At 59.3% G+C, this 16,668-nt stretch carries 9 protein-coding genes; 7 read left to right on the top strand and 2 right to left on the bottom strand.

Translation table 11 applies throughout. From position 1 onward, the window contains the following. Positions 1 to 17: 17 nt before the first annotated feature. From ptsP to AF70_RS22270, 4 genes are all read left to right on the top strand, one after another. The gene (gene ptsP, locus AF70_RS22285) at positions 18 to 2,885 is read left to right on the top strand and encodes a phosphoenolpyruvate--protein phosphotransferase (RefSeq protein ID WP_028939908.1); all 2,868 of its coding nucleotides are present in this window, start codon (positions 18 to 20) and stop codon (positions 2,883 to 2,885) included. Beyond that, positions 2,885 to 3,826 (top strand): 1-phosphofructokinase, encoded by a 942-nt coding sequence (gene pfkB, locus AF70_RS22280; protein ID WP_028939907.1) that lies wholly within the window; start codon positions 2,885 to 2,887, stop codon positions 3,824 to 3,826. Before ptsP ends, pfkB begins: the two co-directional genes overlap by 1 nt. Before the next feature lie 11 nt (positions 3,827 to 3,837). Next, positions 3,838 to 5,577 (top strand): PTS fructose-like transporter subunit IIB, encoded by a 1,740-nt coding sequence (locus AF70_RS22275; RefSeq protein ID WP_028939906.1) that lies wholly within the window; start codon positions 3,838 to 3,840, stop codon positions 5,575 to 5,577. 175 nt (positions 5,578 to 5,752) lie between these two features. Beyond that, the gene (locus tag AF70_RS22270; protein ID WP_028939905.1) at positions 5,753 to 7,294 is read left to right on the top strand and encodes an alkaline phosphatase; all 1,542 of its coding nucleotides are present in this window, start codon (positions 5,753 to 5,755) and stop codon (positions 7,292 to 7,294) included. 184 nt (positions 7,295 to 7,478) lie between these two features. Here AF70_RS22270 and AF70_RS22265 read toward each other — a convergent pair whose 3' ends face one another. Together AF70_RS22265 and AF70_RS22260 are read right to left on the bottom strand one after the other, a co-directional pair. Then, positions 7,479 to 10,007: a sulfite reductase flavoprotein subunit alpha gene (locus AF70_RS22265; RefSeq protein WP_019582437.1), complete on the bottom strand. Its 2,529-nt coding sequence runs from the start codon at positions 10,005 to 10,007 to the stop codon at positions 7,479 to 7,481. A gap of 149 nt (positions 10,008 to 10,156) precedes the next feature. Beyond that, complete coding sequence (locus tag AF70_RS22260; RefSeq protein WP_028939904.1) at positions 10,157 to 12,415, bottom strand: TonB-dependent siderophore receptor; 2,259 nt, start codon at positions 12,413 to 12,415, stop codon at positions 10,157 to 10,159. A gap of 206 nt (positions 12,416 to 12,621) precedes the next feature. On the opposite strand from AF70_RS22260, the gene AF70_RS22255 reads away from it, so the two are divergent. From AF70_RS22255 to AF70_RS22245, 3 genes are all read left to right on the top strand, one after another. Continuing rightward, positions 12,622 to 13,302: a Fe2+-dependent dioxygenase gene (locus AF70_RS22255; RefSeq protein ID WP_028939903.1), complete on the top strand. Its 681-nt coding sequence runs from the start codon at positions 12,622 to 12,624 to the stop codon at positions 13,300 to 13,302. Next, entirely contained in the window at positions 13,299 to 14,048 is a 750-nt protein-coding gene (locus AF70_RS22250; RefSeq protein WP_028939902.1) for a tetratricopeptide repeat protein, read from the top strand. The genes AF70_RS22255 and AF70_RS22250 overlap by 4 nt, the downstream gene beginning before the upstream one ends. A gap of 280 nt (positions 14,049 to 14,328) precedes the next feature. Further along, the gene (locus tag AF70_RS22245) at positions 14,329 to 16,608 is read left to right on the top strand and encodes an alpha-xenorhabdolysin family binary toxin subunit A (RefSeq protein ID WP_028939901.1); all 2,280 of its coding nucleotides are present in this window, start codon (positions 14,329 to 14,331) and stop codon (positions 16,606 to 16,608) included. Positions 16,609 to 16,668 lie beyond the last annotated feature (60 nt).

The raw sequence follows: 16,668 nt of genomic DNA, 5'->3' as shown, positions 1-16,668 counted from the left end.
GCCAAAAAGGAGAAAGCATGCTCGAGCTCACCATAGAGCAGATATCCATGGGCCAGTCGGCTGTGGATAAAGCCACCGCCTTGCAATTGCTCGCTGACCGACTCGTGACCGATGGCCTGGTGGCCGACGGTTACCTCGCAGGCTTGCAGGCCCGGGAAGCCCAGGGCTCGACCTTTCTCGGCCAAGGTATTGCCATCCCCCATGGCACTCCCGAAACCCGCGATCAGGTATTCGCCACTGGCGTGCGGCTGATGCAGTTTCCTGACGGCGTGGACTGGGGCAATGGCCAGATCGTTTATCTGGCCATTGGTATCGCCGCCAAATCCGATGAACACCTGCGCCTGCTGCAACTGCTGACCCGTGCCCTCGGTGAAACCGACCTGGGCCAGGCCCTGCGTCGCGCCAGTTCCGCCGAAGCCTTGTTGAAATTGCTGCAAGGCGCGCCACAAGAGCTGGCACTGGACGCACAGATGATCGGCCTCGGTGTGTCCGCCGATGACTTCGAAGAGCTGGTTTGGCGCGGTGCCCGTTTGCTGCGTCAGGCCGATTGCGTGAGCAATGGTTTTGCCGGCGTCTTGCAGCAGGTCGAAGCGTTGCCGCTGGGCGATGGCTTGTGGTGGCTGCACAGCGAACAAACAGTGAAGCGTCCCGGCCTGGCGTTCGTTACCCCGGACAAACCCATCCGCTACCTCGGTCAGCCGCTGAGCGGGCTGTTCTGCCTGGCCAGCCTCGGTGAAGCCCATCAGGCGCTGCTCGAACGTCTTTGCGCGTTGCTGATTGAAGGTCGCGGCCATGAATTGGGCCGTGCCACCAGTAGCCGCGCGGTGCTGGAAGTCCTTGGCGGTGAAGTGCCGGCGGACTGGCCGAGCGCACGCATTGCCCTGGCCAACGCCCACGGTTTGCATGCGCGCCCGGCGAAGATCCTCGCGCAACTGGCGAAAAGTTTTGAAGGCGAGATCCGTATACGCATCGTCGATGGTCACGACAGCGCGGTGTCGGTGAAGAGTTTGAGCAAACTGCTCAGCCTTGGCGCCCGTCGCGGTCAGGTGCTGGAACTGATCGCCGAACCGGTCATCGCCGCCGACGCCTTGCCGGCCTTGCTGGCGGCCATCGAAGAAGGCCTCGGTGAAGAAGTCGAGCCGCTGCCCGTGGTGAGCCAGCAGCGCGAAGTGCTCGTTGAGGTGGAGGTCGCCGAAACACTGCTCGCGCCAGAGTCCGGCAGCCTGATTCAGGCGATTGCCGCGGCACCGGGGATCGCCATCGGCCCGGCGCATATTCAAGTGCTGCAAGTCATCGATTACCCGCTGCGCGGTGAGTCTGCGGCCATCGAGCGCGAGCGTCTCAAGCAAGCGCTGGCCGATGTGCGTCGTGACATCGAAGGCCTGATCGAGCGCAGCAAGGCCAAAGCGATTCGCGAGATTTTCATCACCCATCAGGAAATGCTCGACGACCCGGAATTGACCGACGAAGTCGAAACCCGCCTCAAGCAAGGTGAAAGCGCCGAAGCGGCGTGGATGACGGTGATCGAAGCCGCCGCCAAACAACAGGAAGCGCTGCAGGACGCGTTGCTCGCCGAACGTGCCGCCGACTTGCGCGACATTGGCCGTCGGGTGCTGGCGCATTTGTGTGGCGTCGAAACGCCTGCGGAGCCTGCGCAACCGTACATTCTGGTGATGGACGAAGTCGGCCCGTCGGATGTGGCGCGTCTTGATCCGACGCGCGTCGCCGGCATTCTCACCGCTCGCGGTGGTGCCACGGCCCACAGTGCGATTGTCGCCCGGGCCCTGGGTATTCCAGCACTGGTGGGCGCCGGCGCCGCCGTGTTGCTGCTGAAACCGGGCACGCCGCTGTTGATCGATGGCCAACGCGGCCGCCTGCACGTGGACGCCGATGCCGCGACCTTGCAGCGCGCCACCGAAGAGCGCGACACCCGCGAACTGCGCCTCAAAGCCGCCGCCGAACAACGCCATCAACCGGCGCTGACCACCGACGGCCACCCCGTGGAAGTGTTCGCCAATATCGGTGAAAGCGCTGGCGTCACCAGCGCGGTGGAGCAGGGCGCCGAAGGCATTGGCCTGTTGCGCACCGAACTGATTTTCATGGCTCATTCACAAGCACCGGACGAGGCCACCCAGGAAGTCGAATACCGTCGTGTACTCGATGGCCTGGCCGGGCGACCGCTGGTGGTGCGCACCCTCGACGTCGGTGGCGACAAACCGCTGCCGTACTGGCCGATCGCCAAAGAAGAGAACCCGTTCCTCGGTGTGCGTGGCATTCGCCTGACCCTGCAACGTCCGCAGGTCATGGAAGCGCAATTGCGCGCCTTGCTGCGTGCGGCGGATAACCGTCCCTTGCGGATCATGTTCCCGATGGTCGGCAGCGTCGATGAGTGGCGCCAGGCTCGGGACATGACCGAACGTCTGCGTCTGGAAATCCCGGTCGCCGATCTGCAACTGGGGATCATGATCGAAGTGCCGTCGGCCGCCTTGCTGGCGCCGGTATTGGCCAAGGAAGTGGACTTCTTCAGCGTCGGCACCAACGACCTGACCCAGTACACCCTGGCCATCGACCGTGGTCACCCGACTTTGTCGGCCCAGGCTGACGGCTTGCACCCGGCGGTGCTGCAACTGATCGACATCACCGTGCGTGCGGCTCATGCTCATGGCAAGTGGGTCGGCGTGTGCGGTGAACTGGCGGCCGATCCGCTGGCGGTGCCGGTGCTGGTGGGCCTGGGTGTGGATGAGTTGAGCGTGTCGGGCCGCAGCATTGCCGAGGTCAAGGCGCGCATTCGCGAACTCAGCCTGACCCAGACTCAAACCCTTGCCCAACAGGCCCTGGCCGTGGGCAGCGCGAACGAAGTCCGCGCATTAGTGGAGGCGCTGTAATGGCCAAGATCTTAACCCTGACCCTCAACCCGGCGCTGGACCTTACCGTTCAATTGCCGATGCTTGTGCCCGGTCAGGTCAATCGCAGCGACGAAATGCACACCCACGCCGCCGGCAAAGGGGTGAACGTGGCGCAGGTGCTGGCCGACCTCGGGCATCAGCTGACCGTCAGCGGATTTCTCGGGGAAGACAACCTTCAGGCGTTCGAAACCCTGTTCGCCAAACGCGGCTTCACCGACGCGTTTATCCGCGTCCCCGGTGAGACCCGCAGCAATATCAAGCTGGCGGAAAACGATGGGCGCATCACCGACATCAACGGCCCGGGGCCGCGGGTCAGTGAAGCGGCGCAGCAGGCTTTGCTCGATCGGCTCGACCAGATTGCACCAGGGCATGACGCCGTCGTGGTGGCCGGTAGTTTGCCCCGTGGCGTGAGTGCCCAATGGTTGCGAGAGTTGATCCAGCGCTTGAAAAAACGCGGCTTGAACGTTGCGCTCGACACCAGCGGTGAAGCCTTGCGCGTCTGCCTGTCGGCTGGCCCGTGGCTGATCAAGCCCAACACCGAAGAGCTGGCTGAAGCACTGGATTGCGAAGTGGTTTCCGTGGGCGCCCAAGCCGAGGCCGCGAGCCGTTTGCATGCTCATGGCATCGAGCACGTGGTGATTTCCCACGGTGCCGACGGGGTGAACTGGTTCAGTGTCGGCTCGGCGATGCATGCCACACCGCCCAAGGTCAGCGTGGTCAGCACCGTCGGTGCGGGGGATTCGCTGCTGGCGGGCATGCTGCACGGTTTGCTCAGTGCCGATACGCCTGAACAGACCTTGCGCACCGCCACCGCGATTGCCGCCATGGCCGTCACCCAGATCGGTTTTGGCATCGGCGACGCCGCGCAACTGGCGCAGCTCGAACAGGGCGTGCGCGTGCGCCCCCTGACAGAACAATAAGAGGGTTTGCAATGAAATTAGCCATTGTTACGGCCTGCCCGAACGGCATGGTCACCAGTGTGCTGTGCGCTCGTCTGCTCGATGCAGCGGCCCAGCGTCAGGGCTGGAGCACCAGTGTCGAAGTCGTGGATGCAGCCCATCCGGAACGTCAATTGTCGGCGGCGATCATCGAGGCTGCCGAGTGGGTGTTGCTGGTCACCAGCGCGCCGGTGGATATGTCGCGCTTTGTCGGTAAACGTGTGTTCCAGAGCACCCCGGCCCAGGCCCTGCAAGATGTCGAAGCGGTGCTGCGCCGTGGGGTAGAGGAAGCCGAGGTTTACGTAGCGCCCGCAGCCACCGCTGAACCTGCCGCGGTTGCTAAACAGGCGCCACGCCTGGTGGCTGTCACCGCGTGCCCGACCGGCGTCGCCCACACCTTCATGGCCGCCGAAGCCTTGCAGCAAGCGGCCAAGCGCCTGGGTTACGACCTGCAAGTGGAAACCCAAGGCTCGGTCGGCGCACGAAATCCACTCAGCGCAGCGGCGATTGCCGATGCTGATGTGGTGCTGCTGGCGGCCGACATCGAAGTCGCCACCGAGCGTTTCGCCGGCAAGAAAATCTACCGCTGCGGCACAGGCATCGCCCTGAAACAGGCCGAAGCGACGCTGAACAAAGCCCTGGCCGAAGGCAAGCAGGAAAGCGCTGCGACCGGCGCCAAAGGCCCGGCCAAGCAAGAGAAGACGGGTATCTACAAACACCTGCTGACCGGTGTCTCGTACATGTTGCCGATGGTGGTGGCGGGCGGTCTGATGATTGCCTTGTCCTTCGTGTTCGGCATCACCGCGTTCAAGGAGCAAGGCACGCTCGCAGCGGCGCTGATGCAGATCGGCGGCGAGAGCGCGTTCAAACTGATGGTGCCGCTGCTGGCGGGTTACATCGCCTACTCGATCGCTGACCGTCCGGGCCTGGCGCCGGGGATGATCGGTGGTTTGCTGGCGAGCACGCTCGGTGCCGGTTTCATCGGCGGTATCATCGCCGGTTTCATCGCTGGCTATGCGGCCCAGGCGATCAACCGTTATGCGCGCTTGCCGCAAAGTCTTGAGGCGCTGAAACCGATCCTGATCATTCCGTTGCTGGCGAGCCTGTTCACCGGTCTGGTGATGATCTACGTGGTTGGCAAACCGGTGGCCGGGATGCTCGCGGGGCTCACCCACTTCCTCGACAGCATGGGCACCACCAACGCGATACTGCTCGGTGTGCTGCTGGGCGGGATGATGTGCGTCGACCTCGGTGGGCCAATCAACAAGGCGGCTTACGCGTTTTCGGTGGGGTTGCTGGCATCGCAGAGTTATGCACCGATGGCCGCGACCATGGCCGCCGGCATGGTGCCGCCGATTGGCCTGGGCATCGCCACGTTGATTGCCCGGCGCAAGTTCGCCCAGACGGAACGCGAGGCCGGTAAAGCGGCGCTGGTGCTGGGGCTGTGCTTTATCTCCGAAGGGGCGATTCCGTTCGCGGCCAAAGATCCGCTGCGGGTGATTCCGGCGAGCATCGCCGGCGGCGCGCTGACCGGCGCGTTGTCGATGTACTTCGGCTGCAAACTCATGGCGCCGCACGGTGGATTGTTCGTGATGCTGATTCCGAATGCGATCAACCATGCGCTGTTGTATCTGCTGGCGATTGTGGCAGGGAGTCTGCTGACGGCGGTGGTGTATTCGGTGCTCAAGCGACCGGAAACAGTGGAACTGGCGCTGGAGCCGGCTAACGCTTAACAGCCAAAGATCGCAGCCTTTGGCAGCTCCGCTCAGAACAGTGTTCGACCGCGATATGGCGGCGTACATCGAGCCTGGAGCTGCTGGAGGCTCGGGCCGCGTTCGGACGATCTTTTCTGTGTCATACCTGATTCATGCGGCCATGCTTTAGTTTTCCTTTTTCAGGGAGAGCACCATGAGCGAATTCGACCTCGGCCGCCGTCGTGTCATACAAGCTGTCGGAGCCGGGCTGTTGCTGCCCGGCCTGGCGCCAGCGGTGATTGCATCGGTCAAGGATCGGCCGCAACTCACCGATGGTGTGCAGTCCGGCGACCTGTTGGGCGACCGGGCGATGATCTGGAGCCGTAGCGATCGTGCGGCGCGGATGGTGGTGGAATGGGACACGCGCAGCCTGTTCAGCAACCCTCGTCGATTCGTCTCGCCATTGGCCGATGCCGGCACCGATTTCACCGCTCGGGTCGAACTCACCGGCCTGCCTGCCGATCAGGCAATTTTCTACCGCGTGACGTTCGAAGACGCCCAGAGCGGTGTCGCCAGCGAACCCTGGTTCGGCCATCTGCGCAGTGTGCCCAGCGCTCGGCGGAATATTCGCTTCGTCTGGAGCGGCGACACGGTTGGCCAAGGCTTCGGCATCAACCCGGACATCGGCGGCATGCGCATCTACGAAGCCATGCGTTTGCGCCTGCCGGACTTTTTTATCCACAGCGGCGACACCATCTACGCCGACGGCCCGGTGCCGGTGCAACTGACCACCGAAAGCGGCCGGGTGTGGCGCAACATCACCAGCGAAGCCAAGAGCAAAGTCGCCGAAACCCTCGACGAGTATCGCGGCAACTACCGCTACAACCTGATGGACGAAAACGTCCGTCGCTTCAACGCCGAAGTGCCGCAGATCTGGCAGTGGGACGACCACGAAGTGGTGAACAACTGGTCGCCGGGCAAGCAACTGGATGATCGCTACAAGAGCAAAGATATCCACAGCCTGGTGGGCCGCGCACGGCAGGCCTGGCTGGAATATGCGCCGATGCGTTTGCAGAGCGCCGACGGTGGCGGGCGGATTTATCGCAAGCTGAGTTATGGGCCGATGCTCGATGTGTTCGTGCTCGACATGCGCAGCTACCGGGGTGCCAATGACGACAACCTCGGTGCCGCCAAACCGTTCCTCGGTCGAGAGCAATTGGATTGGCTCAAACGTGAATTGAAAGGCTCCCAGGCTCAATGGAAAGTCATCGCCGCCGACATGCCCATCGGCCTCGGCGTCCCGGACGGCGAAGTCAGCCCCGGTGTGGCGCGTTGGGAAGCAGTGGCCAACGGTGATCCAGGCCCGGCTCAGGGTCGTGAACTGGAGATCGCTGAATTGCTCGGTTTTCTGCGGGCGCAGCAGGTGCGCAATTTTGTCTGGCTGACGGCGGATGTGCATTATTGCGCGGCGCACCATTACCATCCTGATCGCGCGGCGTTCCAGGACTTCGAACCGTTCTGGGAATTTGTCGCGGGGCCGCTGAATGCGGGCAGCTTCGGGCCGAATGCGCTGGATAAAACCTTCGGCCCCGAGGTGGTGTTCCAGAAGGCTCCAGCGGCGCAGAACACCTCGCCGTTTGCCGGGTTTCAGTTTTTTGGCGAGGTGAACATCGATGGGCAGTCGGGGGAGTTGAGTGTCGTGCTGCGGGATCTGGATGGGGTGGGGGTGTTTGAGCGCACGTTGCAGCCGGTTTGAGCGCCTGATCGATACGAAATCCTGTCGATGCGACCTGTGGCGAGGGGGCTTGTCGGAACGCCGCACCGTCCCGTTTGAGTGCGTAGCACTCACAAGATCGTTGATACATCAGAGATTTTGGGGCCGCTTCGCAGCCCAACGGGGGCAAGCCCCCTCGCCACAGGTCCTGCAGGGATCAACGGTGTCAGTAAACGTCGCGGCGGTAGCGGCCTTGTTCGATCAGGCGCTCGACTTCATCCGCGCCGAGGACTTCATTGAGCACTTGGTCCACTCCAGAAGCCATCCCCTGCAAACTGCCGCAGATGTAAATCACGGCGCCATCGGCCAACCATTTCTTCAGCTCGCCGGCAGACTCGCGCAGGCGATCCTGCACATAGATTTTCTCGGCCTGATCTCGGGAAAACGCCAGGTCCAGACGTGCCAGATCACCATTGATCAACCACTCTTCCAACTCAGCACGGCACAGAAAATCGTGCTCGCGATTACGCTCGCCAAACAGCAACCAGTGACGCTGCTGTCCGTCGGCAATCCGTGCCTTGAGCAAGCTGCGCAACCCGGCCAACCCGGTGCCGTTGCCCAGCAAGATCATCGGTACCGCCTCGTTCGGCAGATGGAAACCACTGTTGCGCCGCACCCGCAGGCTGATGTGGCCACCCACAGGGACGTGTTCGGTCAACCAGCCGGAACCGATGCCCAGGCTGCCGTTTGGGTGCAGTTCCTGACGCACGATCAATTCCAGCACGCCGTCGGCGGCGATCGAGGCGATGGAGTATTCGCGCAGGGCCAGTGGCACCAACGCATTCACCAGCGCTTGCGCATGCAGGCCGACCAGATGAGCGCGGTTCTCGGGCAGTTGGCGGCTGGCCAGGGCTTGTTCCAGAGACTGCGCCAGGCCATCGAGTTCAACCGCGGCCCGACCGTCAATTCCCAGGCCATCGAGGAAATGCTCGATCGCCCACGCACCATTGCGCGGCAGCACTTCCACCAGATCACCGGCCAGCCAACTGCTGGTGCTGGGAGCGGTGAGGCCGAGCAAGTACACGGGAGCACCGCTGCTGTCCGGGTTCATCAGCTCACGACGGGTCAGGGTCCAGTTGTCGTAGCTGGGCGCTTGCCAGGTGTCGACCGGCGCCTGACCCGTCAGCAGGCCGAGTTGCTGTTGCCAGTGACGCAGGGCGTAAGGGTCGCCACCGTCGACTTCAACCGGGGCGAACAAGGTCTTGCCGCCGTGCTCGCCCAGCCAGGTGTGCAAGCGACGGGCGAAGCCGCAGAAGTGTTGATACTGGCGGTCACCGAGGCCGAGCACGGCATAGTTCAGGCTTTCGAGGCTCGGTGCACGCCCCAGTACTTTGCGTTCGAAACCGCGGGCGCTGTCCGGCGCTTCGCCGTCGCCGAAGGTGCTGACCACAAACAGTGCGTTGCTGGAATCTCGCAGGTCCTGTTCGCTGACATCGGCCAACGGTTGAACCTTCACCGGTAATCCGGCGGCCTGCAATTGCCCGGCAGTCTGCCAGGCGAGCTGCTCGGCAAACCCGCTCTGGCTGGCGAAGCCGATCAGCCATGCTGGTGCGTCGCTACCCGGTTGCTCAAGGCCTTTACGGGCATCCTTGATCTGACGTTTCTTGCGTCGACGGTCCAGGTATAGCAACCAGCCTGTGACGAAAAACAGCGGCATGCTCAGCGCGGCGATGGTCAGGATGATCCGCCCGAGCAACCCGAAATAACTGCCGACGTGCAGTGCATAAATACTGGTCAGCAACTGCGCCTTGAGGCTCTTGTCGCTGTAACGGTCATGACGGCTGACGGCGCCGGTCACCGGATCGAGGGTGATCTGGTTCCGTGCCTGGTCGTGGGGTGAATCCTTCAGCAGGTAGAACACGGTTGCCGGTTGCCCGGCCACGGGCGGCATTCGAACGTTATAGGACGAAAGACCAGGACCGGCGGCGCTGTAGATGCTGCTCCACATCGCGGCGTAATCGGCGGTGGGGGCCGGGCCGCTTGGCGCAGGGCCGCGACCACTGCGAACCCGCTCGTTTTGCGGCGAGTCAGACAGCAGCCTGGTCAGCCCTTTGTTGTACCACTCGTACGACCAGGACAACCCGGTCAGTGCCGCCAAAAGGTAGAACACCAGGCACCAGGTACCGGCCACCGAGTGCAGGTCCCAGTTGAAGCTGCGACCCTTCTTCTTCCAGTCCAGCGTCAGCCAGGCGCGCCAGCTTTTCCACTGGCGCGGCCAGCGCAGGTACAGGCCGGACAGACAGAAGAACACCAGAATCAGCGTGCAGGCGCCGGTGATCTGCCGGCCGGTATCACCCATGGCGAGGAAGCGGTGCAGTTGCAGCATCAGACCGAAGAAGTCCTGGCCGGTGACGTCGCCCATGAACTCGGCGGTGTACGGGTCGAAATAACGCATCTGCCCGCGACGTTCGCCGGGCGGCGCTGTGAAGATCACCCGCGCAGCATTGCCGCTGTCGGTCTCGACCCAGAGCATCGAGACGATCTTGCCCGAAGCGCTTTCGATTTTCTCCACCAGTTCGGCCGGTGGCAGCACGCCGGCGATCTGCTTCTCGACGTGCAGCACAGAGGGGTTCAGCGTTCGCAGGATTTCATCCTGAAACGAGACTGCCGCCCCGGTAATGCCCATCAGGGCCAGGACCAGTCCGGCGCTGATGCCGAAAAACCAGTGCAACTGGAACAGGGATTTCTTCAACACGTCACTCGCCTTGTTCGTTCAAAAGTCATCATCACGGCGCGCATTATGCCGTGAGTTGTCGAGAAGCATTCTTTTTTACACGCAAAAGCCCCGTTCACTTTGATGAACGGGGCTTTTGCCTGAGCGCTTTGGTCTTCACGCTTCTGTTATCAGAAGTGGAAGTTGGCACTCAGCAGGGCAGTGCGGCCCGCCGCCACGTGGGCGTAGTGCGTCTGGAATACCTGGTCGAAGTAACGCTTGTCGGCCAGGTTTTGTACGTTGAGTTGCAGGTCGACGTTCTTGGTCAGGCGGTAGCTGGCCATCGCGTCGTAACGCCAATAGGACGGAATCTCCACCGAGTTGGCGACGTTGCCGAACTGGGAATCGACGAAGGTCGCACCGGCACCGACGGTCAACTTGTCCGGCACCAGGTCGTAGGTCGACCAGAACGTGAAGTTGTTCCGTGGGGTGCTTGGCATGCGGTTGCCTTCATCGGCGGCGAGGGTGGTTTTGACCACTTCGCTGTCCATGTAGGTGTAGCCGCCGAAGACTCGCCAGTTACGGGTCAGCTTGCCGGTGTAGGTCAGTTCCAGGCCATTGACCTGCTGTTCGCCGTCCAGCACTTGGGTGGTGCCGCCGTCCGGATCGTTGATACGCGCGTTGGTTTTCTCGGTGCGGAACAGCGCGGCGGTCAGCGACAGGTCGTCACCGAAGAAGTCCCATTTGGTGCCGATCTCGTAGTTGCGGTTCTTTTCCGGGTCCAGACTGCTGTTGTTCGCCGCCAGTTCCAGGCCACCGTTGCCGCTGGTTTCGCCGGCCGGGTTGCTGGACGTCGAGTAGGCGGCATAGAGGCTGCCGTTTGGCAGCGGGTTGTAGACCACGCCGATCTGGTAGTTCACCAGGTCGCTGGTGTTCTGACGGGAGAAACTGCCCGCTGGTGCCGTGCTGCTGGCGTTGGCGAAGCCGCTGGATTCGACCTGGTAGTTGTCATAACGCAGGCCCAGGTTCAGGGACCATTGCTCGTTGAACTTCAGGGTGTCGAACACATAGGCCGCGGCGGTCTTGGTGTCGGTGTCGGTGAAGGCTTTGCTGTCGGTGATCGTGCCGTTCCAGTTATCCCCAGGCGTCGGGTTATACAGGCTGGTGCAGTCGCCGGAGTTGAACAGGGCACGGTTGCACCGGGTGCCGCTGGCGCTGGAGGTCAGGAGGTACGGGCGGTTGTGGGTGTCCTGATAGGAAAACTCCAGACCGCTCACCAGGCTGTGCTCGATGGCGCCGGTGTTGAATTTGGCACTCAGGTCGGTCTGGTTGATCCAGCCGCTGGACGTCGAGTTACGGCTCTTCGCGCCACGGTAGACACTGCCGTTGGCCACGTTGCCCTTGCTGTCGTCAGGGTTGGTGACGATGTAGTCCAGGGTCGAACGGGACATGCGAAAGCTGTTCGACACAGTCAGGCTATCGTTCAGATCGTGCTCGAGCTTGATCGTGCCGCTGTCGTTGCTGGTCTGGCGATAGTCGCGACCGGTGAGGCCGTAGAAGTTGTCCCGGTTGACGTTGGCCGGCTTGTCGACGTTGTACTTGCTGCGGTTGGGGCTCAAGGTCAGCGGGATACCGTAGTCGGGCATGTCGTCGGTTTCGACGTGGTAGTAGCCGACGGTCAAGCGGGTGTCGGTGCCCAGGCCGAAGGCGAAGGACGGTGCCACGCCCCAGCGACTGACGTCCACGGCATCACGCCCGGCGACGTTGGCTTCGTGTTTCATCAGGTTCAGCCGGAACGCCGAGGTGTCGGTCATTTGCTGGTTCAGGTCGAGGGTGGTGCGCTTGGTCTGGTCCGAGCCCCAGGTGAAGCCGCCGTTGTAGGCATTGCCCAGCTTGGCGGTCTTGCTCACCAGGTTCAGGCTGCCACCGGTGGAACCGGCGCCGGTGAAGGCTGACCCCGGGCCTTTACTGACCTCGATCGACTCAACGTTGAAGATCTCGCGGCTCTGGGACGCCACGTCGCGCATGCCGTCGATGAACACATCGCTTTCGGCGTTGAAGCCGCGAATGATCGGACGATCGCCCGCCGGATTACCGCCCTCACCAGCACCAAAGGTGATGCCCGGGGTGGTGCGCAGGGCATCGACCAGGCTAGTGGCGCCGGTGTCGCGTATCACTTGTTGCGGGATCACGGTGACGCTTTTCGGCGTCTCGCGCAGTGGCGCGGTGTACTTCTTGGAGGCCGAGGTATCGGTCTTGTAGGAGGTGTCATCCTGCTCGCCTACAACGCTGGTGGCGTCCAGGGATATCGCATTGCCGGGTGCTTTTTCGTCGGTCTTCTCGGCCGCGAAAACCATGTGGCCCGCAGAGCCGGCGGTGATCGCCACGCCAATTGCAGACGCGAGCAAACGCGGTGAACTGACCGTTGATTGTGGTTGTTGGCGTGACATGTGAATTCCCCTCCCCAAGGATTTGAGGTCGCGGAATGTAGAGTAAATACGTATCTGTATCAATTGCGAAGTATTGCTATTCGCGGCAAATTTACATTCTTTACAATTTGCCTTTACGGTTTTTGCGGGTTCATACGTCTCTTGGATTTTACATGTGTAATAAGAATCAATACTATTAACACCCCTTTGCTTTCAGGTGTCTTTCCATGTTGTTGCACATTCCCGGCGTGTTCGCGAAAGAAGAAGTGCAGCGCATTCGCGAGGCCCTGGCGCAGGCGGATTGGGCCGATGGAAAAATTACCGCCGGTTATCAGTCGGCGAAGGCCAAGCACAATCTGCAACTGCCTGAAGGACATCCGTTGACCAAGGAAATCGGTGCGGCGATGCTCGAACGGTTGTGGAAAAATCCGCAGTTCATGTCAGCGGCATTACCGCACAAGGTCTTCCCTCCGTTACTGAACTGTTACACGGCCGGTGGCAGTTTCGACTTCCACATCGACAACGCCGTGCGTCAGCCCAAGGGCAGCATCGATCGGGTGCGCACCGACCTGTCGGCGACGCTGTTCTTCAGTGACCCGGAGGATTACGACGGCGGCGAACTGGAAATCCAGGACACCTTCGGCACTCAGCGCGTGAAATTGCCGGCCGGCGATATGGTCCTGTATCCCGGCACCAGCCTGCACAAGGTCAACGCCGTCACGCGTGGAACCCGTTACGCATCGTTTTTCTGGACGCAAAGCCTGGTGCGTGAAGACAACCAGCGCGCTTTGCTGTTCGAGATGGACGGGGCGATTCAGCAGCTGACCCAGGACTTGCCCGACCATCCTTCATTGATCCGCCTGACCGGTACTTACCACAACCTGTTGCGTCGCTGGGTCGAGGTATGAGTTATCAATTGCGCCGCGAGGAAGTCCTCGACGGTGATCGCCTCAAGGCCATGCTGGAGGAAAGCCCGGCGCGCGCAGCCCAGGCGATTCTGATCGCCGCCCGTGAAGGTGTGCTGGATGCCCAGGCCTTGCTGGGACAGATTTTGCTGGACGGGCGGGGTATCGAGCGGGATCAGCCGCTGGCGCGGCGCTGGTTCGAGATTGCGGCTCAGCGCGGGCACTTGATGGCGCGCAATATGCTCGGTCGTTGTCATGAGCATGGTTGGGGCTGTGTTGCCGATGCCTCGATAGCCGCGCGATATTATTGGATCGCAGCCGAAGCCGGGCTGGATTGGGCGATGTACAACTACGCCAACCTGCTGGCGACGGGGCGTGGGGTGATGGAAGATCAGTTGCAAGCGCTGAGGCTGTATCGGCAGGCGGCCGAACTGGGTCACGCGAAGTCTATGAATTTACTCGGCCGTTATTTGGAAGAAGGGCAGTTTTGTGAGGCCAGCCTTGTCGATGCTTTCGATTGGTATCGTCGTTCCGCAGAAGGTGGCGACTTCCGTGGACAATTCAGCTATGGCACTTGTTTGGTCGAAAGGGGGCAAATCGACCAAGCCTTGGTCTGGTTATATAAGGCGATATTGGCGGGTAATCCGAGCTTTCTACGAGGCGCAGCACAAACGTTGCGACAGTTCGGATTAACTGAACTGGCTGCAGCTTATCTGGACAAGTCCGAGAGTTTGAGCGACGGCTGTTGATCCAGAGTCTTTAAATCAAGGCAGTGTTTTCCGAGTTTGGTTCAACCCTCACGGCGCTTCGGCGTGTGAGGCTTTTGTCGTTTTTTCTAATAAGCTGTTATTGGGTTGTGCTGGATTTGTAAACTCTGATTGGTATTGTTTTTAATTGGTTTGCTGATGTGAATATTTTGACAGTCGTTCGGTAGTTGAATTAGTCTTTTTTCAGGCCATTGGAAGGCCTGATGTCAGGTGCATGTCACGTGTAAGTGAGTGCGTAGCTAGTGATCAAAGGAATGAATTCATGAGTTATGAGAAGTTACGAGATGAAGCGTTAAAAAAAGCCGACTATGAAAAAGTTTCCGAGTTGGCTGTAGCGTTACCGAAAGCGTTCGCACTTGCCTCGAAAGGGGGAGTGGATAATATGACTCGCAGTACCGGTTTGATATTAACCAAAGAGCAAATTATCAGCCTTAAAGAATACGTAGCCATCGGGTTGGCGTTTCCGGAAACCCTGGATGCTGTTATCGATTATCTGAATTATGGGCCTAACGATGATGGGGGGCGTGGGCTGAAGGCACAGGATTTTCTGTTGACGTTCCAGAATATACGCAGGCATGCCAGTTCATGGACACCACTGCGGCATCGAATCATGCTAACAGGCGAAGACCTGAAAAAGTTTGGCTCCAATATGCAGAGCTGGCGCAGCGGCATGGAGGCCGAGTGCAATAATGAGGCCGCCGTAAAATTGATTAAGGAGAACAATGTTAAAACGCTGGAGGATTTGAATAAGTTGAAACTTGGTTGGAAGGGTGTCTTTCCTGGTATTGAATTGGACCCGGGTACTGTCTCGGAGCTGGGTGAGTACCTGAAAGACATTCGTGACAGGATTGACGCTTATAAGAAGACAGCCAATGATATTAAGGCTGATTTGGATACCTTTGGCGATCAGCTTGAAAGTGTAGTGATTCCTGAAGTCAAGCGGAAACTGGTGTTGATCGGAAACAATCAGTACACCGGTGAGGTTGAAGCGCTTAATAAAAAAATTACCGAACGAGCACTGCGCATCGACGAGTTGGACTCCCAATATAAGGCGTTGGTGGTCAAATCCCTGGAGGCTGCGGCCGGCTTGAACATTTTTGGTCTGGGTATGGCCATCTATCACGGTGTGGAAGCTGAGAACATAAGGGCTACAAGACGTGCGAAAAATGAAGCACAAGATGCTGACCTTTTCAGTCTCAATAGCAAGGACAGAACGCTGGCTTCGTTGAAAGAGGTCGAGAAGGACTTACAGAATACCAAGCTGGTTGCTATTGATGCCGAAGTAGCAACTAATAATCTGAGGTATGTGTGGAACGTCATCGATTCGTACGTCAATGATTCCGAAGAAACCATGTCTGGAATAAAAGATGCCTTACGACTTGCGAGATTTATGACGAAGTTTGGACAGGTAGCCGATTCCTGGAAAGAAGTGGAGAGTGTGGCGGGCCAGCTGATTGATGTATTCGATCAAGCGGACAAGGAGTATCAGGCGAAATATGGAGTGAAAGTTATGGCTCGAAGGGTTGAGAGTTTTGCAGGTGTGTTTGAGCGTTATCCGCTCATCGATCTTAAGTTGTTGTCGCAGACCAAGAGCCAAATGCGTGACGATCGTGCGATTGCTGATGCCTTGTTTATTGTTTGGCAGTACCTTCCTAATGTGCATAAAAGTTTCGCGAGTTTGGTCGATAACGTGTTTATCAGTGCGCGTACGTTACAATCATCGGCGTTCAATAGTAAGAATGAACTTGAGAAAGCCCGTAAGACGCTGAGCGAGCTAAAATCCGAGTTAGAAGGCGAAGTCAGTGATGGGGGGGATCAAGAGACGATTAATTCCATCATGGAAGAGATTGACGGAACGATGAAAGAGGCGTCTGAGTCAGTCAAGAAAAACGCCAATAAGAGCAAAGACAGTCTCCGTAATATCTCGATTGTTTTTGATAGGCGCGTGATGCTCGATTTTGTTTCTGGTCTAAATAAGGACATTCAAACTGCCGAGCAGCGCCAGACAGATCTGCAGGTGGAACTGGCCAAGCGACGTGCTGACCTGAAAGTCGTCTCTGACGCTATTAGCGCAATCGAAAAAAACGGACTGGATGATCTGAGTAAAAATATCAATCTGACGATCGATAAACTGAAAGCTCTGGGCATGGCGCCTTCGGAAATTCAATTGGTCATGTTTGCCGTCGAGCAGTTACAAAAGTCTATCGGTGATATTGCTAAAGGCATCAGCTTTTCTTTTATGCTGGCGGAGAGCAAGAAGCTAAGCGCGAAAATTGCGGAGGTACTCGGCAAGATTGCTATTGAAGTTACGCTTATTGAAGCGTCGAAAAAGAATGTTGAATTCATCGAAACTGTCAATTTAATTGATGATCAGAACAAGCTGTACTGTGCTGAATATGAGAAGGCGGTGGTGGCGTTTGATAAGTTCAATGCGGCGGTCGATAACAACTCTATTCCTGCTGATGAGCGCGTGTTGCAGTTTTTAGACGAGGTTAAAGCCTTCACGCTATTTCTTGCTCCGCTTTGCGAACCTAATCCTTGAATCAACCGGCCACAATGATAACGCCAAGCTATCGTTGATTGAAGTTCGGCTGTGTGATGT

The organism is Pseudomonas sp. KD5 (genome assembly GCF_012932895.1).
Lineage (GTDB): Bacteria > Pseudomonadota > Gammaproteobacteria > Pseudomonadales > Pseudomonadaceae > Aquipseudomonas.
The sequence above is the reverse complement of the archived record's forward strand: the minus strand, read 5'-3'. Positions and strand labels throughout refer to the sequence as shown.